The 19,842-nt window shown below is 69.4% G+C and carries 13 protein-coding genes, 1 tRNA gene and 1 pseudogene; 11 read left to right on the forward strand and 4 right to left on the reverse strand.

The window, feature by feature from the left end:
* From Rhe02_RS42610 to Rhe02_RS42625, 4 genes and pseudogenes are all read left to right on the forward strand, one after another.
* Positions 1-851 (forward strand): annotated as a pseudogene (locus tag Rhe02_RS42610) (glucose-6-phosphate dehydrogenase); the annotation flags it as partial.
* Positions 848-2,746 (forward strand): glycoside hydrolase family 15 protein, encoded by a 1,899-nt coding sequence (locus tag Rhe02_RS42615; RefSeq protein WP_203914225.1) that lies wholly within the window; start codon positions 848-850, stop codon positions 2,744-2,746. The pseudogene Rhe02_RS42610 and the gene Rhe02_RS42615, both read left to right, overlap by 4 nt.
* A 209-nt stretch (positions 2,747-2,955) precedes the next feature.
* A complete protein-coding gene (locus Rhe02_RS42620; RefSeq protein ID WP_203914226.1) occupies positions 2,956-5,085 on the forward strand; it encodes a vWA domain-containing protein in 2,130 nt (709 codons plus the stop codon).
* Between the two features lie 87 nt (positions 5,086-5,172).
* A complete protein-coding gene (locus Rhe02_RS42625; protein WP_203914227.1) occupies positions 5,173-5,367 on the forward strand; it encodes a hypothetical protein in 195 nt (64 codons plus the stop codon).
* A gap of 4 nt (positions 5,368-5,371) precedes the next feature.
* On the opposite strand, the gene Rhe02_RS42630 is transcribed toward Rhe02_RS42625, so the two are convergent.
* The gene (locus Rhe02_RS42630; protein ID WP_203914228.1) at positions 5,372-6,652 is read right to left on the reverse strand and encodes an APC family permease; all 1,281 of its coding nucleotides are present in this window, start codon (positions 6,650-6,652) and stop codon (positions 5,372-5,374) included.
* Positions 6,653-6,728: 76 nt separating this feature from the next.
* On the opposite strand from Rhe02_RS42630, the gene Rhe02_RS42635 reads away from it, so the two are divergent.
* The 4 genes from Rhe02_RS42635 to Rhe02_RS42650 all read left to right on the forward strand — a co-directional run bounded on the left by Rhe02_RS42635 (position 6,729) and on the right by Rhe02_RS42650 (position 14,331).
* Complete coding sequence (locus Rhe02_RS42635; protein ID WP_203914229.1) at positions 6,729-7,688, forward strand: helix-turn-helix domain-containing protein; 960 nt, start codon at positions 6,729-6,731, stop codon at positions 7,686-7,688.
* A 163-nt stretch (positions 7,689-7,851) separates the two neighbouring features.
* Positions 7,852-10,164 carry a GNAT family N-acetyltransferase gene (locus Rhe02_RS42640; RefSeq protein ID WP_203914230.1) on the forward strand — a complete coding sequence of 771 codons (2,313 nt, stop codon included), beginning with the start codon at positions 7,852-7,854 and terminating at the stop codon, positions 10,162-10,164.
* Positions 10,145-13,006 (forward strand): AfsR/SARP family transcriptional regulator, encoded by a 2,862-nt coding sequence (locus tag Rhe02_RS42645; RefSeq protein ID WP_203914231.1) that lies wholly within the window; start codon positions 10,145-10,147, stop codon positions 13,004-13,006. The genes Rhe02_RS42640 and Rhe02_RS42645 overlap by 20 nt, the downstream gene beginning before the upstream one ends.
* Positions 13,007-13,095: 89 nt before the next feature.
* On the forward strand, positions 13,096-14,331 hold the full coding sequence (locus Rhe02_RS42650) for a hypothetical protein (protein WP_203914232.1): 1,236 nt from the start codon (positions 13,096-13,098) through the stop codon (positions 14,329-14,331).
* A gap of 2 nt (positions 14,332-14,333) precedes the next feature.
* Here Rhe02_RS42650 and selA read toward each other — a convergent pair whose 3' ends face one another.
* Positions 14,334-15,683 (reverse strand): L-seryl-tRNA(Sec) selenium transferase, encoded by a 1,350-nt coding sequence (gene selA, locus Rhe02_RS42655; protein ID WP_203914233.1) that lies wholly within the window; start codon positions 15,681-15,683, stop codon positions 14,334-14,336.
* 28 nt (positions 15,684-15,711) lie between these two features.
* On the opposite strand from selA, the gene selD reads away from it, so the two are divergent.
* From selD to selB, 3 genes are all read left to right on the forward strand, one after another.
* Positions 15,712-16,713, forward strand: a complete 1,002-nt coding sequence (gene selD, locus Rhe02_RS42660; RefSeq protein ID WP_373320785.1) for a selenide, water dikinase SelD — start codon at positions 15,712-15,714, stop codon at positions 16,711-16,713.
* A gap of 18 nt (positions 16,714-16,731) precedes the next feature.
* A tRNA-Sec gene (locus Rhe02_RS42665) sits at positions 16,732-16,828 on the forward strand.
* 18 nt (positions 16,829-16,846) lie between these two features.
* A complete protein-coding gene (gene selB / locus Rhe02_RS42670) occupies positions 16,847-18,595 on the forward strand; it encodes a selenocysteine-specific translation elongation factor (RefSeq protein WP_203914249.1) in 1,749 nt (582 codons plus the stop codon).
* A 79-nt stretch (positions 18,596-18,674) separates the two neighbouring features.
* On the opposite strand, the gene Rhe02_RS42675 is transcribed toward selB, so the two are convergent.
* Both Rhe02_RS42675 and Rhe02_RS42680 read right to left on the reverse strand, forming a co-directional pair.
* The gene (locus tag Rhe02_RS42675) at positions 18,675-19,268 is read right to left on the reverse strand and encodes a hypothetical protein (protein WP_203914235.1); all 594 of its coding nucleotides are present in this window, start codon (positions 19,266-19,268) and stop codon (positions 18,675-18,677) included.
* Between the two features lie 46 nt (positions 19,269-19,314).
* Positions 19,315-19,836 (reverse strand): hypothetical protein, encoded by a 522-nt coding sequence (locus Rhe02_RS42680; protein ID WP_203914236.1) that lies wholly within the window; start codon positions 19,834-19,836, stop codon positions 19,315-19,317.
* Positions 19,837-19,842: the final 6 nt, after the last annotated feature.

A 19,842-nucleotide genomic window follows, 5' to 3' on the forward strand; every position in this document is an offset into this window, starting at 1 on the left:
ACCTGCGCTTCGCCAACACGATGCTGGAACCGGTCTGGAATCGGCATTACGTGGAGTGCGTCGAAATCACCATGGCGGAAGACTTCGGCGTCGAAGACCGCGGCCATTTCTACGATCCGGTGGGCGCGCTGCGCGACGTCGTCGTCAACCATCTGATGCAGCTCGTCGCCGCCGGGGCGATGGAACCGCCGGCCGGCCGCGACCCCGACACCCTGAAGAACGCGCAAGTCGCGCTCTGGCAGGCGATGCTGACCGCCGAGCCGGCCAACTACGTGCGCGGCCAATACGAGGGCTATCGGGACATCGACGGTGTGGCAAAGGATTCCACCACCGAGACCTATGTCGCGCTGCGCCTGGAAATCGACAACTGGCGCTGGTCGGGGGTGCCGTTCTACCTCCGCACCGGCAAGCGGCTGCCGGTGACGCAGACCGAATTCCGGCTCGTCTTCAAACGCCCGCCCCGGCTGGGTCTAGCCCTGCCCGGCCGGCGAGCGCCCGAGGAGAACCAGCTCGTCGTCAAGCTCGACCCGGCCACCGGAATCCGGCTCAAGCTCGATGCGCATCGCGCTGATGCCGAAGGGCCGCAAGAGGTGGAACTCGACATGGAATTCGCTCAGCAGGGCGGTGAAGGAGCAACGCCTTATGAGGTACTGCTTCACGCCGCGCTGGTCGGCAACGCCACCAGGTTCACCCGGCAGGACGGGGTCGAGGAGACCTGGCGGATCCTGCAGCCGCTGCTCGACTCCCCGCCGCCGGTGCAGGCCTACCAACCCGGGTCGTGGGGGCCGAGCGCGGCCGACAAACTGCTGGCGGGCCGCGGCCGCTGGTACGGACCTTGGATCGTGTCATGACCGCGATCGCCGATCCCAAGGAAGTGGCGGTGCTGAGCGGCGCTCGCCGGTCCCCGTTCCCGCCCATCGCCGACTATGCCTTCATATCCAACTGCCACACCGGTGCGCTCATCGCTTCGGACGGTTCGATCGACTGGTTGTGCGTGCCCAACTTCGACTCGCCCAGCGTCTTCGGCAGCCTGCTGGATCGGGAGGCGGGCAGCTTCCGCTTCGGGCCCTACGGAATCGACCATCCCACGGCGCGGGCTTATGTGCCCGGTACCAATGTGATGCAAACAACCTGGCGCACTCCATCGGGCTGGGTGGTGGTGCGCGACGCGCTGACCATGGGACATCACGGCACTGAGGATCTGGTCACCCCACACACCCGGCCACCATCCGATGTGGACGCTGACCACATGCTGGTGCGTACGGTGCGGTGCATGGAGGGCAGGGTGGAGGTGGAACTCATCTGCGAGCCCGCCTTCGACTACGGCCGCACTCCGGCGCAATGGGAGCTGCTCGACGGCGATCGGCACACCGCCGACGCGACCGGCGCCGATCAGCGCATCCGCCTGCGCTCCGATCTGGCCATGGGCATCGAGGGCAACCGGATCCGGGGCAGGCAGGTGCTGACGGCAGGCGACACCGCCTACTGCGCGCTGTCGTGGACCAAGGAGCTGCCCCCGCCGGCGGACGCCGCCGACGCCTTCGGCCGCATCGCCACCACCGAAGCCTTTTGGCGGGACTGGCTCGCCGGCGCGCGGATCCCCGACCATCGCTGGCGCGATCCGCTTCAGCGCTCGGCGCTGGTGGTCAAGGGCCTGACCTACATGCCCACCGGCGCGACGGTCGCCGCGCTGACCACCTCGCTGCCGGAAACCCCGCACGGCGAACGCAACTGGGACTACCGCTACACCTGGATGCGCGACAGCACCTTCACCCTGCAGGCGCTGCACTGGCTCAACCTGGACTGGGAGGCCGACGAGTTCATGCAGTTCCTCGCCGACCTGGAGCCCGACACCGACGGCTCGCTGCAAATCATGTACGGCATCAACGGCCGCCGGGATCTCACCGAGACCATCCGCGAGGACCTTTCCGGCTATGACGGGGCCAAGCCGGTCCGGATCGGCAACGGGGCCTTCGACCAACGGCAGAACGATGTCTACGGCGCGGTGCTTGACTCGATCCTGTTGCACACCAGGCGTAGTCAGCGCCTGCCGCGCCGGGTCTGGCCGATCGTCATCTCCCAGGCGGAGGGAGCGGCAAAGGTGTGGCAGAACCCCGATCAGGGGATCTGGGAGGCCAGGGGCGCACCGCAGCACTATGTCTCGTCCAAGCTGATGTGCTGGATAGCCATGGACCGCGCCGCGAAACTCGCCCACATGCGGGGAGACCCGGAGCTGGCCGCCAAGTGGCACGGCGTGGCCACCGAGATTCACGCGGACATCCTGGCCAACGGGGTGAGCCAGCGAGGGGTGCTGCGCCAGCACTACGGAACCGATGCGCTGGACGCCTCGACCCTGCTCGCGGTTCTCTTCGGGTTCCTGCCGCACCACGACGAACGGCTGCGCAACACGGTCAACGCCATCGCCGAAGAGCTCACCGAGGACGGTTTCGTGCTGCGCTACCGCACCGACGAAACCGATGACGGGATGTCGGGAAAGGAGGGCACATTCCTCATCTGCTCCTTCTGGCTCGTCAACGCACTCGCCGTGGTGGGCGAGATTCCCCGGGCCCGGGACATGATGGAACGCTTGCTGCGGATAGCTTCCCCGCTCGGGCTCTATGCCGAGGAGTACGAGGTGCAGACCGGCCGCCATCTTGGCAACGTGCCGCAGGCGTTTTCGCATCTGGCTCTGATCCAGGCCGCCGCCCGCATCATCCTGGCCGAAAGGCTGGAAGAACTTTCATAAAACGAGCGCCTATCACCCGGTCGGGGAGTCCGCCGATCGGGTGTGAAGGCGTGAATGAGGCGCGTTTCATCGACGATCGCCATGCTTGACATAGCAGACGATCCCGTGAATCGCGGACGTTCATTGTGTCTCTTTCACAACACACCACCACGAAATCGCCGGTTCTAGCATCGAGCCGCTCGATTATTTCTATTCATGGAGGTGTGCCCGTGAAACGGACACTCGCGGCTGCGCTGGCTGGGAGCACCATGCTCTTTGCGGCAGCTCCAGCCCATGCCGTTGACGGCAACTTACCCGGCGGCACCAGCATCTCGGTCGCCATCGCCACGCCGGCCAACGGCGCTGTCTTTCCACCGGGGCCGGTCACCGTCACCGGAACCGCCTCGGTCGGCGTTGGCGTGCCGGTGGCCAACACGTCGCTCGTCTATGTGATCGACGTGTCCGGCAGCACCGAGAGCTTCGGCGCGCCAAGCTGCGGCACCATCCTGCAATGCGAAATCGCGGCCGCTCTCGCGCTGAACAACGAGGCGCAGGACGGCTCGGTCGGCGAGGTCGGCGCGGTCGTCTTCGGATCGGTGGCGGCGACCGCCGATGTTCAGCCCGCCGGTGGCGACCAGCTCATCACCGGACCGGCCACCAACAACAACGGCAATGGCACCAGGGATATCGAGGAGGTCATCGCCTCGGCCAGCACCGGCGCCGTGGGCCAGTTCACCGCAAAGGGCGTCGACCAGAGCACCAACTTCGAAGACGCTCTGGCCAAGGCGAGGACGGTGACCGACGCGGCCACCAAGGCGCGCAAGATTGTCGTGTTCCTCTCCGACGGTTTCGCCACCGCCGGCGGAAGCATCAACGGCCCGCTGACAGGCATCCCGGCCAACGTCGACATCTACACCTTCGCGGTCGGCGACGGCGCCGACTGCAACAACACCGGGGCGGGCCAGGGCAGCCTGGAGCAGATCACCGCGGCGACCGTGCCGGGTGGACACTGCGTCCAGGTCACCGACGTCGGGTCGCTGCCCGACATTCTGCCCAACGTCATCGGCTCCAGCCTCAACACGCTCACCATGCAGGTCGATGGCGGCGCGTTCAACCCGATCAGCAACACCGGCATCACCCCGGACCTGCCCCAGGCCGGTCCGGCGAGCGTCACCTACAGCACCGCCACCGCGGCGCTGGGCGCGGGCACCCACACGATCTGCGTGCGCGCCAACGGAACCGACGGCGGCGGCGCGGGCTTCGTGACCGACTGCCACAACATCATCATCAACGCCCCACCGGTGGTCAGCCCGATCGGGCCGTTCGCCGGCCAGGAGGGAACCCTGGTCTCGATTGGCGGGACGGTCACCGATCCCGACGGCCCGAGCCTGGTCACCACCTGGAGCATCGCCGCACAGTCCGGAGTGGACGCCGGTGCCACCTGCGTCATCACCAACCCGGCGGCGCTGAGCACCACGGTCAAATGCACTGACGATGGCGTATACAAGCTGACGCTTACCGCCAACGACAGTGTGAACACACCGGTTTCAGCGGTCACCACGCTGACACTGTCCAATGTGGCCCCCGCGGCCACCATCTCCGCTCCGGCGGCCAACACGTTGGTGCTAAGGAATAGCAACGTTGTGTTCACCGCGCCATTCACCGATTTGGGTACCAACGACAGCCACACCTGTTCGGTCAACTTCGATGATGGCAGTCCGGTGGCGCCCGGCTCGGTCAGCGAAACGCCAGGCACCGGAACGTGCACCGCGAACCACGCCTTCACCGCCGTGGGTCCGCATAACGTTCTGGTGACCGTCACCGACGACGACGGGCATTCGGGGACAGCGATCGTCCGGGTGGTCGTCTACCGCACAGCGGGCGCGTTCGCGATCCAGGCCACCGGTCTGGTGACCATTCCGCGTACGCCGAACGTGACGTGCCTGCCCAACGCCGCGCAGACCCAGGCCGCGGTGAACCTGCCGCCACTGGTGACCACCGGCGTGCTCAACGCGAGCTGCACCGTGGATCCGAACAACGGCACCACTGTTGCCCGGTCCTCGGTGGATGGGGCCACCCTGCTGAGCGGGGCGATCCGGCTCAGCGTCGTGGAAAGCACCTGCACCTCATCGGCTAGCGGCGTCGCGCGCTCGTCGATCGTGGTGGGCACCATCAACGGCGCACCGATCAACGCCGGCCCGGCCACGATCGGTATTCCCGGTGTCGCCGTGGTCCACCTGAACGAGACCACGACCGGCCCCGGTGGCCAGCTGGTGCAAAACGCCGTCCGGGTCGAGGTTCTCGGCCTGCTCGGCATCGTCACCCAGCAGGTCATCCTCTCCAGTTGCTACATCAACTAGGTTCGGAAGGGGGATACGCGCTCGTGTTTTCACGGGCGCGTATCCGTGGCACGATGAGGCCGACAACCCCTCCACCTGGGAGTGAACATGCGCTGGGTATGGCTGATTCTTGGAATCCTGCTGGTAGCTTCCGGCGTTCTATGGACCCTGCAAGGTCTTGACCTGCTGGGCCAGAGCGGCGGTATGAACGGCGAGAAGATATGGGCCATCATCGGCCCGATCACGGCCATCATCGGGCTGCTCCTGCTCGCGCGTGGGGTGCGGCGCAAGCCCTCCGCGTGAACGCCTATCGCGGTGCGGGTTTGCGCCGCACATAGGCCAGCGCCAGCGCCCCGATGACCAGCGGCCACGCCAGGTACACGCCGGTGGCCAGCATCAGCACGATCACCGTGGCGAAGGCGATGACGGCCGTCCACCAGCCCTTGCTGCGGCGGGGGAGTAACCGGATAGCGGCGGCGACACCGACGGCGTAGACGGCGACGAACGCGCCCGTGGTCGCCAGCACCAGCGGTTCGGTGCCCAGGCCGGTGAAGGCCACCAGGGCCAGCCCGATCGTGCCCAGAGCCAGGGTCAGCCCGAGACTGCGGCGCGGGATCTCCCCGGCCTGGCTGCCCTTGGCGAACCAGGACGGCAGCGCGGCATCGCGGCCCAGCGCTGCGCCAAGTTTCGCCGCGCCGGCGTGATAGGTGTTCATCACGCCAAGGGTCAGCAGCACCGCGACGATCGCGGCGACCGCCTTGGCCGGCCCGCCGAACCCCCGGGCGAGCAGCTCCGCCAACGGCGCATCGGTCTGCCCGGCGGAAGCGCCGAGGACAAGGATGCTTGCGCCTGCGATGGCCAGGTAGAGGCCACCGACGATGACGATCGCCGCCCCCGTCGCCCGGGGGATGTCATGGGCGGGCCGTTTGAACTCGCCCGCGAGATGGGTGACGGCCTCCCAGCCCGCGAAGCTCCACACCAGCAGGGCCGCGGCGGAGCCGATGGCGAGCCAGCCGTGCGGGGCGAACGGGCGCAGGTTGCTCAGGTGGGCGTGCGGCAGCGAAGCGAGCGCCGCCGAAGCGAGCAGCGCGACCAGGACCCCGGCCAGGGCCAGCTGCACCCGGCCGGAGATGCGCACGCCGAAGTAATTGATGACGCCCACCGCGGCGAAGAGCCCGAGGGCGGTGGCGAAGACCGTCTTCTCGCCGCCGCCGAAGGCCGACTCCACATAGCTTCCGGCGAAGATCGCGGCGGCCGGCGCCCCGGCGGGAACGGCCGCATAGAACCACCAGCCCACCACCGCGGCCGCCCGCGCGCCGAAGGCACGCCGGGCGTAGGTCGACACGCCCCCGGAGTCGGGATGGCGAGCACCCAGCGCGGCAAAGGTCGCGGCGAGCGGAATGGACGCGAGCACCAACCCGAGCCAGGCCAGCAGGGAGGCAGGCCCGGCCGCGCGGGCCGCGAGCGCGGGCAGCGCGATCACCCCCGTGCCCAGGACCGCGCCCACGTAGAGGGCGACGCCCTGGCTCAGGGACAGGCCCGCGCCCGGTGCGGCGGGCGCTGTTGCTTCCTGCTTTTCCGCGGTCATGCTCACCCTCCGAGCTTTGCCCGCGCGCGCCGCCCGAGCCAGTGGCAGGAATGCCAACATGCGATAGGATTCTGCCATGAGCCGGCATGTGGTCGCGGTGGCCGTCACCGATGGCGCGCCCATCTTCGAGCTGGCGGTGGTCTGCGAGGTCTTCGGCATCGAGCGCACCGATCTGGTCAACCCCTGGTACGACTTCCGCCTCTGCGCCGCCCAGCCCGGCCCCCTGCGCACAGCCGCGGGCCTGGTCGTGCAAACGCCCTACGGGCTCGACGACCTGGCCCGCGCCGACACGGTGATTGTCTCGGCCATCGCGCCACCGACCCGGGACGACCCGCCCGAGCCCCTGCTCGAAGCGTTGCGCCAGGCCTACGATCGCGGCGCGCGCATCGCCTCGATCTGCAGCGGTGTCTACGCGGTCGCGGCGGCCGGCCTGCTCGACGCGCGCCCGGCCACCACGCATTGGATGGTGGCCGACCATTTCGCCGAAACGTTCCCCGCGGTCAAACTCGACCCGGACGTCCTCTATGTCGACGATGGACAGATCCTCACCTCGGCCGGCACCGGCGCCGGCATCGACCTGTGCCTGCACCTGGTCGAGCTCGATCACGGCGCCGCGATCGCCAACACGGTGGCCCGGCGCATGGTGGTGCCGCCCCACCGCGATGGCGGCCAGGCGCAATATGTGCAGCCGTCGGTGACCACGACCAGCCATCCCGGCCTGGGGCAGTGTCTCGATTGGGCACGGGCCCACCTGCACCTGCCGCTGACCGTGGCCGACCTCGCCCGCCGCGCCGGTCTCGGGCCTCGCACCTTCGTGCGGCGCTTCGCCGATGCCACCGGGCTGAGCCCGTTGCGCTGGCTGACCTCGGAGCGGATCCGGCTGGCCCAACAGCTTCTGGAAACCACCGATGAGCCGGTCGAGCGGATAGCCCGGCTCACCGGCTTCGGCACCGCACCCAACCTGCGCCAGCATTTCCGAAGGGCCGCAAGCGTTTCCCCGCAGACCTACCGCCGCGTCTTCCGGGCCGGCCGCTGATCGCGCCGCAGCGACGGGGCCGGGCAAAGTGCCTGTCGTGGCGCAACGCGCAGGCGCCGCAAACTCCTGGCAGCTTTGAGCTTGCGGCCACGGACATGGTGACCCGGCACGGATGAAGGCGCGGATGCCATTTGGATGACCGGGGCCGATCAGGCTTGGTCCCATGCGGACAGTGGTCGACCAGATCGTGGAGAAGGCGGGTGGCACGGGAACGCTTACCCTGCTTGGTGATGACACGGGGGTGACCGGTCGGCTGCCGTGGGCGCAGGTGCATCGGCGGGCGAGGCGGATGGCTTCGGTGCTGGTCGGCCAAGGACTCGGCCCGGGATGCCGGGTGGGGCTGGTCGCCGAAACCAGCGCGGACCTGGCGGCGGCCGTGCAGGCGGTGTGGCTGACCGGCGGCGCGGTGAACCTGATGCCCCCGGCCGGCCGCGGCAATACCGAAGCGCACCTGGCCTACCTGCGTACCATCGCCGCCGACGCCCGCCTGGACCTGATCGTCGCCGGCGGCATTCCGTGCCCCGACGGGGAAACCGCGGCGCGGCAGGGCGGCAGGCTTGCGCGGGGAGTGGCGGTGGCGCGGGCGGGGTCGCTGGGGGCACCGGTGATGTCGCTGGGCGACCTCGCCGCTCGGGCCGCGGCCACGGCGCCCACGGAGGTGCAACTGCCCGATCCCGGGGATCTCGCTTTGCTGCAGTACACGAGCGGCCCGACCGGTGAGCCGCGCGGTGTGCCGGTCACCCATCGGCACCTGGCGGCGAACGTGGACGCCATCAAGGCCGTGCTCGGCCACGACGCGCCGCACGAGTCGCGCACCCTGAGCTGGCTGCCGCTGCATCACGATATGGGCCTGATCGCCTTCTTCGCGATGCCGATGTCCTGCGGCTGTTCCCTTTACCTGCAGCCGCCGTCGTCGTTTGCGCGCCGGCCGGCGGGCTGGCTGGAAGCGATGTCGCGCTACCGGATCACCCTGTCGGGCGCGCCAAACTTCGCCTACGCCTTGATGACTCGGTTGCTTTCCTCGGGTACCAGACTGAACCTAACCTCAATCGAGTGCCTCATCAGCGGGGGAGAGCCGGTGGATGCGGCCATGATGGCGAGGTTTATCGCCCGCGCCCAGCCGTTCGGCCTCAACCCCAAGGCGCTGATGCCCGCCTACGGCCTGGCCGAGGCGACGCTGTGCGCCACGGCCACCGGATGGCAGGACGGGCTGCAGGTCGACTGGATCGAGCCCGGCCCGCTGGAACAACACGGCCGGGCGGTGCCGTGCGCGCCCGCCCCCGGGGCCAAAGCGCTGGTGCGATTGGGTCTTCCGGTGCGCGGCACCAGCGTGCGCATCACCGATCGGCAGACCGGGCGGCCGATCGCCGATCGCCTGGTGGGCCACGTGGAGGTACGCGGGCCCGCGGTGGTCGGCCACTACTGGGGTGAGCCGTCGCCGCCCAGCGGAAGCTGGCTGCGCACAGGCGACCTGGGCTACCTGGCCGACGGTCAGGTCGTGGTCTGCGGCCGGGAGCAGGACGTGTTGTTCGGCAAAGGCGCTGAAATCCATACGTGTCAAGGAAAGGGAGACTCCGTGAGGACTGCAGACACCCAGCCGCGACGGGAGAAGCATCGGCACGATCTTGCAGCGGTGCTGGCGTGCGATCTGGCGCTGCTCAACGATTCCGCCTGCCTGCGCACCGATGTCGGCCTGGACAGCCTGGGCATGATGAGCCTGATCACCTGGCTGGAGGCCCGCGGGGTCGCCGTCACCTCCCAGCAGGTCCAGTCCAGCCGCGTCGGCGAGGTGCTGTCGCTGTTGGAGAAGGCCGACTTCGCCGACCTGTCGATCAGGTTGCCCAACGGCGAGCAGTTGCCGCCCCTCGCCCAGCACCGCCCGGCCGTGCCCGAGCCCGCGACGCTGGCGCCGACGCTGGCCAATCAGGAGCTGCGGCTCACCCCGGTCGAGCCGGAGGACATGAGGTTCCTCTATGTCCTGGCCAGCCATCCGGACACCTGCTACCGGTGGCGTTACCGTGGCGTGCCGCCGTCGATGGACCGTTTCGTGGCCGACCTCTGGTCACAGGTGCTGGTGCAGTTCGTGGCGCGGCGAGCCGCCGACGGCGAGCCGGCCGGCCATCTCGTCTGCTACGGCGCGGACCTCGGCCAGGGCTACGCCTATCTCGGCGCGGTATTCCGGCCCGAGTACAGCGGCACCGGTCTTGCCGCACAAGGGGTTGCCATGTTCGTGCGGTACCTGTTCCACACCTTCCGGCTGCGCAAGCTCTACGCCGAGGTGCCCGGTTTCAACTGGCCGCAGATGAGCAGCGGCAACGGAACCCTGCTCCAGGTGGAAGGGATCATGCGCGATCACGAACACTACGCCGGGCAGCTATGGGACCGTTACCTGTGCGCCATCTACCCGCCAGCCGCTGGTATAGAGGAGCACCACCCTCCGGGCGTACAATCCAACGATGATCGTGCATGGCGATGACTGTGTCTTTCGCCTGTTGGGGCCGGTCCAGGTGATCGGCCCCGATCGTCCCATCGTTTTCGCGCGCCGCCAGCAACTCGACTTGCTGGCGTTTCTTTTGCTCAATGCCGATCGCGTCGTCACCGTCAGCCAGATCATCGACGCGATGTGGGGCGAAGCCGTTCCGCATACCGCCGCCATGCAAATCAAGAACATGCTCTCCGCCGTGCGCGGGGCGCTTGCCGCGCCGCGCGGGGCACTGGCCACTGTGGAGCGTCAGCCCGCCGGTTACAAGCTGTCGATCGTCAGCGGCCGGCTCGATCTGGCCGTGTTCCAATCGTTTGCCGCCCAAGGCAAACAGGCCAAGGACCCGCACGCCGCGGCCGGGCTCTACCGCTGCGCGCTCGACCTGTGGCAGGGCGCTTCGGCGCTGGCGGGCGTGCGCGCTCCGTTCGCCGGCCCGGCCCGAACCCACCTCGACGAGCAGCGCGAGACGGTCCGCGAGGCGTTCTTCGCCGCCGAGTTGCTCGCCGGGCACCACACCGCTATCGTGGCCGAACTCACCGATGCGGTCACCACCAACCCGTCGCGGGAAGCGCTCGTGGCGCAGCTGATGACCGCGCTGTACCGCAGCGGGCGGTCCACCGACGCGCTGGCCGTGTTCCGCAAGGCCCGGCAGGTGCTGGCCGACGACTACGGGCTGGAGCCGGGCGGGGCCCTGCGCCAGCTGGAAACCCTTATCCTGCGCGGCGATCCCAGCCTGTCCGGCGCCAACGCCAAAGCGCGCGCCCCCGCAGCAACGCCGGTCGAGCCACCGCCCCGCACCGCGCCACGCCCGTCCATGCTGCCCGTCCCCGCCCAGCTGCCCCTCAACGTGCGCGGCTTCACCGGCCGTGAGTCCGAGCTGGCCCATCTACGCCAGCTGATCGCCTCCGCTCAGGGCGATCAATCACCCCCAACGGCTATCTGCGCGCTGATGGGGACGGCGGGGGTGGGCAAGACCGCGCTCGCGGTGCATTGGGCCCACCAGGTCGCGTCCGGTTACCCCGACGGCCAGCTGTATCTCAACCTGCGCGGCTTCGACCCGGGCGGCACGGCGATGAGCACCGCCGAGGCGATCCGGGCGCTGCTGGACGCGTTCGAGGTGCCACCGGAACGGATACCGGCCGGGCTGCAGGCCCAGACCGCGCTCTACCGCAGCCTCATCGCGGGCCGCAAAATGCTGGTGCTGCTGGACAACGCGCTGGACACCGAACAGGTGCGGCCGCTGTTGCCGGGCACGCCGGGCTGCCTGGCGATCATCACCAGCCGCCATCGACTCATCGGCCTCATCGCCGCCGAAGGCGCCCACCCGCTCACCCTCGATGTGCTCAGCGAGGAAGAGTCGCTGGAGTTCCTCTCCGGGCGGTTAGGGCCGCAAAGGGTTTCGGCGCAACGGGAAGCCGCCGAGAGGATAGCGCGGCAATGCGCGGGTCTTCCGCTGGCGCTCAGCCTGGTGGCGGCGCGGGCCGCGATCCACCCCGGGTTCACCCTGGCCGGCCTGTCCGACGAGCTCGCCGAGGCGGGCAGTGGGCTGGGCGCGCTGGCCACCGGTGACTCCACTGTGGACGTACGCAACGTGTTCTCCTGGTCCTATCGCCGCCTCGGCGACGATGCGGCGCTGCTGTTCCGGCTGCTGGGCCTGCACCCGGGTCCGGACATCGCGGCGCCGGCCGCGGCCAGCCTGGTGGGCTGCGCGCCGGGGCGGGTGGCCGCGCTGCTGAGCGACCTGTGCAGCGCGCATCTGCTGGCCGAGCAGGTGCCCGGCCGGTACCTGATGCATGACCTGTTGCGCGCCTACGCCGCCGAGAGATCGCTCACCGACGACACCGCCGCCCAGCGGGCCGCCGCCAGGCGCCGGATGCTCGACCACTACCTGCATTCCGCTTACGCGGCCGCGTTGCTGGTGTATCCCCACCGGTACCAGATAGTGCTGGAGAAAGCCCAGCCATCGGTGACCCTGGCCGAGCTGGCTGGCAAAAAGCAGGCACTGCAATGGTTTTCGGCCGAGCATCCGGTGCTGCTGGCGGTGGTGGAGCGCGCCGCCCAGGAGGGGCTGGCCACCCCGGCCTGGCAGCTGGCCTCGGCGCTGGCGACCTTCCAGGACCGCCGCGGGCATTGGGAGGACTGGGCCGCCACCCAGCGGACAGCCGTCGCGGTGAGCCGCCGGATGGGCGATTCGGTGGGTGAGGCACACGCCCAGGGCAGTCTCGGTCTGGCCTGCAACCGGCTCGGCCGGCACGATCAGGCGCACAGCCACCTGCGCCGCGCCTACGAGTTGCTGCGCGAGCTGGGTGACCCGGTCGGCCAGGCCTACACCCATCTGCGGATGAGCCATGTCTGCGAAGGACAGTCCGACAACGCCAACGCGTTGCGGCATGCCCAATCCGCGCTTGAGCTCTACACCGAGGCTGGGCATGGCGCGGGCCAGGCCCAAGCCATGAACAGCATCGGCTGGTACCTAGCCCAGCTCGGCCGCTTCAGCGAGGCGATCGTCCAATGTGAGCAGGCCGCCGCCCTGCACCAGGAGCTGGGCGACCGGCAGGGCCGGGCGCACACGCTGGACAGCCTCGGCTTCGCCCACCACCACATGGGCGATCACGCCCGCGCCGCCGACTACTACCAGCAGGCGCTGGAGGAGCTGCGCGAAACCGGCGACCACTACTACGAGGCGATCACCCTGACCCATCTCGGCGAGACCCAGCTGGCGGCCGGCGATGCGGCCCGGGCCCGGCTGGCCTGGCAGGAGGCGCTGCGCATCCTCGACGGGCTGGGCCACGCCGACGCCGAAGGGGTGCACGCCAAGCTGCAACAACTGGCCTGATGAAACGCGTATGAAGCGCCGTATGCCGTCCGCATGAGCCGGTGGCGGCATCGTGATCCCAGTTCTCCACTCACGAGAAAGGGGTTGCGATGAAACGAAGATCCGCGGGCCGGAGACGTCTTCTCGCCGCGTTCACCGCCACCGTTCCGATGACCGCGGGCAGCCTGCTCGGCCTGGCCGCACCCGCTTCCGCCGAGCCGGAGTCCACTTCGGACGCCGGCATTTTCGCCTGTTCCTCCGTCCCGCCCAACGCCGACCCGAACGTGCTGAAGAACGTCTTCGAGGTGGGCCGCAAGCTGCACGCCAGCGATCGCGTGATGCTGGCCGGTTTCGAAGCGGGCTGGGTCGAATCGCGAATGAACAACCTGGCCTGCGGTGACCGCGACTCGCTGGGCGTCTTCCAGCAGCGCCCATCGCAGGGCTGGGGGACCCCGGACCAGATCTTGGACGTGCGCTACGCCTCCAGCTCGTTCTTCAGCCGCGCCATCCCGATCGCGGACAGCAACCCGGGCTACAGCGCGGGGACGGTGGCCCAATCGGTGCAGCGTTCGGCTTTCCCGGAACGCTACGACCAGGCCCAGGGCACGGCCCAGAATCTGATCGCCCAGGCCGAGCAGCTGGCGACCGGCAAATCGACGGTGGGTTTCTACCGGCCCGCTGACGCCTCGTTCAACCTCACCAACGGTCACGACGGCACGTCGGAGCACTCGTTCAGCTTCGGTCCGGCCAACATGGTGCCGATCGCGGGGGACTGGGACGGTGACGGCAAGTCCACGGTCGGCTTCTACCGGCCCGCTGACGGCTCATTCCACTTGAAGAACAGCCACAGCGGCGGCGCTTCCGACGTCAGCTTCGTGTTCGGCCCGCCCAACATGGTGCCGATCGCGGGGGACTGGAACGCCGATGGCAAGACCACGGTCGGTTTCTACCAGCCTTCCGATGGTTCGTTCCACCTCACAGACGGCCACGACGGAACCGCCGAGCATGCCTTCCTCTACGGCCCGCCGAACATGAAACCCATTGCGGGGGACTGGAATTACGACGGCAAGAGCACGGTCGGCTTCTATAACCCGGGTGACGGATCGTTCCACCTGACCAACGAGCACGACGGCACCAGCGAGCACGCCTTCGTCTTCGGCCCACCCAACATGGTGCCCATCGCCGGTGACTGGAACGGCGACGGCAAGTCCACGGTCGGTTTCTACCGCCCCACCGACGGCTCGTTCCACCTCAAGGACAGCCACGCGGGCGGCGCGTCCGACGCGGCTTTCGGCTACGGGCCGCCAAACATGCGTCCCATCGCCGGCGACTGGAACAACGAGTAGCACTATCCGGTGCTGCCGCTGGGATCGGCGGCGGCACCGGCCCGCAGCACCGCCGCGAGGACGGCGTCGTCCTCGTGCGGCTCGACCGTGCGCAGGTCGAGCAGGCACCGTCCATTCTCGACCCGGCCCACCACCGGCGGATCGCCCGCGCGCAACCGGCCGGCCAGGAACGCGGGCAGGCTCACCGCCGCGCTGTGGATCTGCACTCCCGGCGCGGCACCCCCGCCCACGGCCGCCGCCGTAGGCGCCGTCACCGCGTCAATACCCTTGCTGGACAAGCGTTTCGTCACGGAATCCACGCGGGCCAAGACCGATTCGAAGGTGGCGATCAGCGCCTCGCCGACCGGGTTCGGTGGGCCGGTGAGGGTCGCTTCGAGGGCGGCGAGGGTGAGCTTGTCCACCCGCAACGCACGGGCGGCGGGGTAGCGGCGCAAGAGCTCGATCAGGTCGCTGCGGCCGAGCAGCAACCCGGCCTGCGGCCCGCCGAGCAGCTTGTCGCCGCTGGCCGTGACCAGCGAGGCACCCTGCGTCAACACAGTGCTGGCATCCGGCTCCCCGGGCAGCAACGGATGCGGCGCGAGCAGACCGGAGCCGATGTCCACCACCACCGGCGGGCCGAGCTTCGCCAGCTCGGGCACCTCGACGCTGGAGGTGAAACCGGAGATGATGAAGTTCGATGGGTGGACCTTGAGGATGAAAGCCGTCCGCGGCCCGATCGCGTCGCGGTAGTCGCGTATCGAGCACCGGTTGGTGGTGCCCACCTCGCGCAGCTGGGCGCCGGTTGAGGCCAGGAGATCCGGGATGCGAAAGCCGTCGCCGATCTCAACCAGCTCGCCGCGGCTGATGATGATCTCGCCCTCGCGGGCCAGGGCGAGCCCGCACAGCAGCAATGCGGCCGCGTTGTTGTTGACCACGTGCACCGCTTGCGCGGCCGGAACCGCCGCGGCCAGGGCCTGCATCGCGGCGCGCCCGCGCCGGGCCCGCTCGCCGGTGGACAGATCGAACTCGACGTCGGTGGCGCCGGCCGCCACCGCGAGCGCCTCGGTCGCGGCGGCCGACAGCGGGGCCCGCCCAAGGTTGGTGTGAACGATCACCCCGGTCGCGTTGATCACGTGGCGCAGGCTGGTGGCATGGCGGGTCAGCCCCGCGATCGCTGCCGCGGCAACCTCACCGGGCAGGATCTCGCCGCGCCTGGCCCGCTGCTGCGCTGCGACGATGGCCTGCTTGACCCGCTGTCTTCCCACCCGCCCCGTGGCCGAGGCCAGCTCGGGCAGCGCGAGCAGGGTGTCGGTGGCCGGGATGCGCCGGCGTGCGTCATCGCCATCGCTGGGTGACAATGCCTTGGTGGTCATCGCGGCGAACCCTTCCGATCTAGGCGGCCTGGCGCCCAAACGCCTCACGCAGTATGCGCATGGTGGCGGGTGCGCGTGCAAGATTCCGCCCGGGGAGCTGGAGATGATGGTGGCCGGGCTGCGGCTGGCCGCCCCGGTGCCCGATGTCTACGGCCCGCTGGTGGTCGGGGTCGACGACGGCGACGACGCGGCCGTGGTGGCGGCTCCCGACGGCGGCCCGGCCTTCGTGCTCACCACCGACTTTTTCACCCCGGTCGTCGACGACCCGTTCGACTGGGGCCGCATCGCCGCCACCAACGCCCTGTCCGACATCTACGCGATGGGCGCGCGGCCGGTGGTGGCGGTCAACCTGCTCTGCTGGCCGCGCGAGGTGTTGCCGCTTGAGCTGGCGCAACAGGTGCTGGCCGGTGGCTTGGCCGTGACCAGCCAGGCCGGCTGCCACCTGGTCGGCGGGCACAGCGTCGACGACCCCGAGCCCAAATACGGCCTGGCCGTCACCGGCGTGGTCGACCCGGCCCGGATGCTGCGCATCGACGCCGGGCGGGCGGGAATTCCGTTGTCACTGACCAAAAAGCTCGGCATCGGGGTGCTCAATTCGCGCCACAAGGCCACCGGGGAGGTCTTCGACCACGCCATCGCCGAGATGACCAAACTGAACCGCGAGGCCGCTCAGGCAGCTGTCCACAATGGAATCCGCTGCGCCACCGACGTCACCGGCTTCGGTTTGCTAGGCCATTGTTTCAAACTTGCCCGAGCCAGCGGGGTGACCGCGATCATCAACTCCGCCGCGGTCGAATATCTCGACGGGGCAAGGCAAGCGGCCGCGCAGGGTTACATCAGCGGTGGGACCCGCCGAAATCTTGACTGGGTTTTGAAGGACACCTCGTTGGAGGCTGTCGACGAGCTGGAGGCGCTGCTGCTGGCCGACGCGCAAACCTCCGGCGGACTGCTGGTAGCGGGCGAGGTACCGGGGGCGCCGGTGATCGGTGAGCTTGTTCCGCGGGAAGAGCATCTCGTCATCGTGCGCTGACGCGGGTAGTGTCCTCGCGGAGGTGTTTGTCGGCTGGTGCCGGCCGCGGCCTTCAAAGCCGTTCCGGACGCGTGACGAACGCGTCGGCGGGTTCGATTCCCGTCCGCCTCCGCCAAGCATGATGGCGGTGAGCATGTATGTGATCGCGACGGCCGGGCATGTCGACCACGGCAAGTCCGCGCTGCTTCGCGCCCTGACCGGGATGGAACCCGATCGGTGGGAGGAGGAGCAGCGCCGCGGCCTGACGATCGACCTCGGCTTCGTCTGGACCCAGGGCCGGCACGGCTCGCTCGCCTTCGTCGACGTGCCCGGCCACGAACGCTTCGTCGGCAACATGCTGGCCGGGGTCGGCCCGGTGCCCGCGGTGCTGTTCGTGGTGGCCGCCGATGAGGGCTGGATGCCGCAGTCGGCTGAGCACCTGACCGCCTTGCACGCCCTTGGGGTACGCCACGGCCTGCTGGCCATCACCAAGGCCGATCTGATGGAGCCCGAGCTGGCCGCCGAGGAGGCGCTGGCCGAGATCGGGCAGACCAGCCTCGGCGACATCGACTGGCTGGCGGTCAGCGCCCGCACCGGCGAAGGCCTGGATCGGTTGCGCGACAAGCTCGACGACCTGGTGGCCGGGCTGCCGCCGAGCGATCCGGCGGCCCCGGTTCGGCTGTGGGCAGACCGTGCCTTCACCATTCGCGGCGCGGGCCTTGTCGTCACCGGAACCCTTGCCGCGGGCAGCATTCGGGTCGGCGACACGCTCGAGCTGGCCCGCAACGAGAAGCGTTTCGTGGTGCGCGAGCTGCAGTCGATGGGGGAGCGGGTCGGCGAGGCGTCGGGCGTGGCCCGGGTCGCGGTCAATCTGCGCGGCGCCCATCGCGAGGACATCCATCGCGGTGACGCGCTGATGACACCGGGAAGCTACCGGCTGGCCTCGCTCATCGATGTGCGCACCCGCCTGTGTGTTCCGGCCGAGTTGCCACCCCAGGTGCTGGTCCACATTGGAGCCGCGACGGTGGGCGGCCGGATCCGCCCGCTGGGCCCCGACACCGCCCGGCTCACCCTGGCCGAGGCCCTGCCGCTGCGCGTCGGTGACCATCTTGTTCTTCGCCACGACCGCGGTGTCGCGGGCGGCGCGGTCGTCCTCGACGCCGATCCGGCCGGCTTTCAACGTCGCGGCGCCGCTCGCCTTCGTGCTGAAGAATTATCTGGGTACGCCGACCTGCCCGACGCGATGGAAGAGCTGCGCCGCCGCGGCGTCGTGCGGGAGGCCACGCTGCGCGCCATCGGCGTGACGCCCCCGGTTGCCCCCCTCGCCGCCGACTGGCTGATGGCGCCCGACCTGGCCGACGCCCTGCGCGAGCGCCTCGCCGCCCTGATCGCGCAACGCGCCGCCGACCCCGCCGCGGCCCCGCTCAAGGTCGAGGAGGCGCGCAAAGCCCTGGAACTACCCGATCCGCGCCTGGTCGTCCCGCTACTCGCACCCGGCCTGCTCGTCCGTGACGGCATGATCATCCCTGCCGAGGCCCCCGACACCCTCGCGCCCGCCGTGCGCGAAGCGCTCGCCCAGCTGGAAACCCGTTGGGCCGACCGGGGTCTGGAGACTCCCGACCTCGCCGCCTTCGGCCTTGGCCCGGCCGAGATCGCCGCGTCTGTCCGCAGTGGACGCCTGGTGCGCCTCGCGCCCGACATCGTGCTGCTACCCGCAGCGGTCACCGCCGCCATCGCCGTCCTCGCCGGGCTGCCGCAGCCCTTCACCGCAGGCGAGGCGCGCGAAGCCCTGTCCACCTCCCGCAAGATTGTCGTACCGCTGCTGGAACACACCGCCACCCAAGGCCTGACCCGCCGCCAATCCGACGGCCGCCACACCATCAGCGCCCCCTTCGCTGCCTGACTCACCCCCTGCTCGGCGGCCATACAGCCTGCGCCGCCTTGCCGCCCCTTGTTTGAGGGGCTGCCGGGGTGGCTGCATGTTATTTGCAGGCGACGACGGTGAGGGGGCGCGGCCACAGCTCGATGTCGTCTCCCACGCGCAGATAAGCGGCGTCCGGATTGGATGGTGAGAGCCAGAGCTCGACCGCGTTGTAGCGGTAGCCGGTGTCGCGGGCGTCGGCCGGCATGGCGACGTGAAACATGAGCTTGTCGCGCAAATCCTTGTCGATAGCCCCGCCGGGATCGCGGATGTACTGGCGTGCCTGATCCATCGTCTCCGAAACCGTGCCCAGCGGCCACCCCAGATGCAGGACCACGGCGCTCTGCCAACCGCAGTGCTCTGGCCCGCCGCTGGAGTTGAGCTCCTGCTTATCGACCTTCCGGCCGTCCTTCGTCCACGTTGGACCCGGGTATTGCTTCGGCGGCCAGAAATAGCTCGCCACCGTCTGCCCACCGGCAACGTTCCCCGACGGTGTCGAAGCCGCTGCGGGAATCTCGACCGGCCCTCCGCTGGACTCGCCGGATCTGGCCACGACACAGCCAGACAGCAACACCAGGCTGAGGCCCGCCACCAGCAAAGGCCGCACCGGCCCGCCACTTCGGGCACTCACGGCCATCGCAGAGATGCTCGTCATCGCCCGAAGCTATCACCGGCTGCCCGCCGGCGGTGCCCCAACACCGCTAGTCGCAGGCGATCATGTTCTTGGCGCGGGGCCACTGCTCGACATCGTCGCCGACGCGCAGGAAGACCGACTCCGGCGCGGATGGCGCCAGCCAGAGCTGAAGCTCGCCCGAGCGATAGCCGGTGGCAAGGGCGTCAAAGGGCAAGGTGGTGTGCAGCGCGAGCTTTTCGCGGAATCCCTGCTCCAGGATTCCGCCCGGATCGCGGATGAACTGGCGCGCTTCGGCGGAGGTTTGCGACACGGTGCCCAGCGGCCAGCCGAGGTGCATCATCACCACGTTCTCCCAAGCGCAATGCGAAGGCCCGGCGATCGTGTTCAGCTCTCGCCCATCAACAGCGTGGCCGTCCTTCGTCCAGGCCAATCCCGGGAAGGGCTGCGCGGGGGAGAAGAAACTCGCGACGGTCTTGCCCGCCAGGGCCGGCTGGTGCCCTTCCGCCACGGCGGGGCGGCGGCCCTGCTGGTCACTGGGCGTGATCTCGCACGCGGAAATCAGCATCAGGCACAAGCCGGCTACCAGCACACGTCG

It is taken from the genome of Rhizocola hellebori, assembly GCF_016862955.1.
GTDB classification, from domain to species: Bacteria; Actinomycetota; Actinomycetes; order Mycobacteriales; family Micromonosporaceae; genus Rhizocola; species Rhizocola hellebori.

Excerpts from the sequence above, each read along its gene's own strand:
- Rhe02_RS42615 (WP_203914225.1), top strand. The coding sequence starts at position 848 with ATGACCGCGATCGCCGATCCCAAGGAAGTGGCGGTGCTGAGCGGCGCT.
- Rhe02_RS42625 (WP_203914227.1), top strand. The coding sequence starts at position 5,173 with ATGCGCTGGGTATGGCTGATTCTTGGAATCCTGCTGGTAGCTTCCGGC.
- Rhe02_RS42630 (WP_203914228.1), bottom strand. The coding sequence starts at position 6,652 with ATGACCGCGGAAAAGCAGGAAGCAACAGCGCCCGCCGCACCGGGCGCG.
- Rhe02_RS42635 (WP_203914229.1), top strand. The coding sequence starts at position 6,729 with ATGAGCCGGCATGTGGTCGCGGTGGCCGTCACCGATGGCGCGCCCATC.
- Rhe02_RS42640 (WP_203914230.1), top strand. The coding sequence starts at position 7,852 with ATGCGGACAGTGGTCGACCAGATCGTGGAGAAGGCGGGTGGCACGGGA.
- Rhe02_RS42645 (WP_203914231.1), top strand. The coding sequence starts at position 10,145 with ATGATCGTGCATGGCGATGACTGTGTCTTTCGCCTGTTGGGGCCGGTC.
- Rhe02_RS42650 (WP_203914232.1), top strand. The coding sequence starts at position 13,096 with ATGAAACGAAGATCCGCGGGCCGGAGACGTCTTCTCGCCGCGTTCACC.
- selA (WP_203914233.1), bottom strand. The coding sequence starts at position 15,683 with ATGACCACCAAGGCATTGTCACCCAGCGATGGCGATGACGCACGCCGG.
- selB (WP_203914249.1), top strand. The coding sequence starts at position 16,847 with ATGTATGTGATCGCGACGGCCGGGCATGTCGACCACGGCAAGTCCGCG.
- Rhe02_RS42675 (WP_203914235.1), bottom strand. The coding sequence starts at position 19,268 with ATGACGAGCATCTCTGCGATGGCCGTGAGTGCCCGAAGTGGCGGGCCG.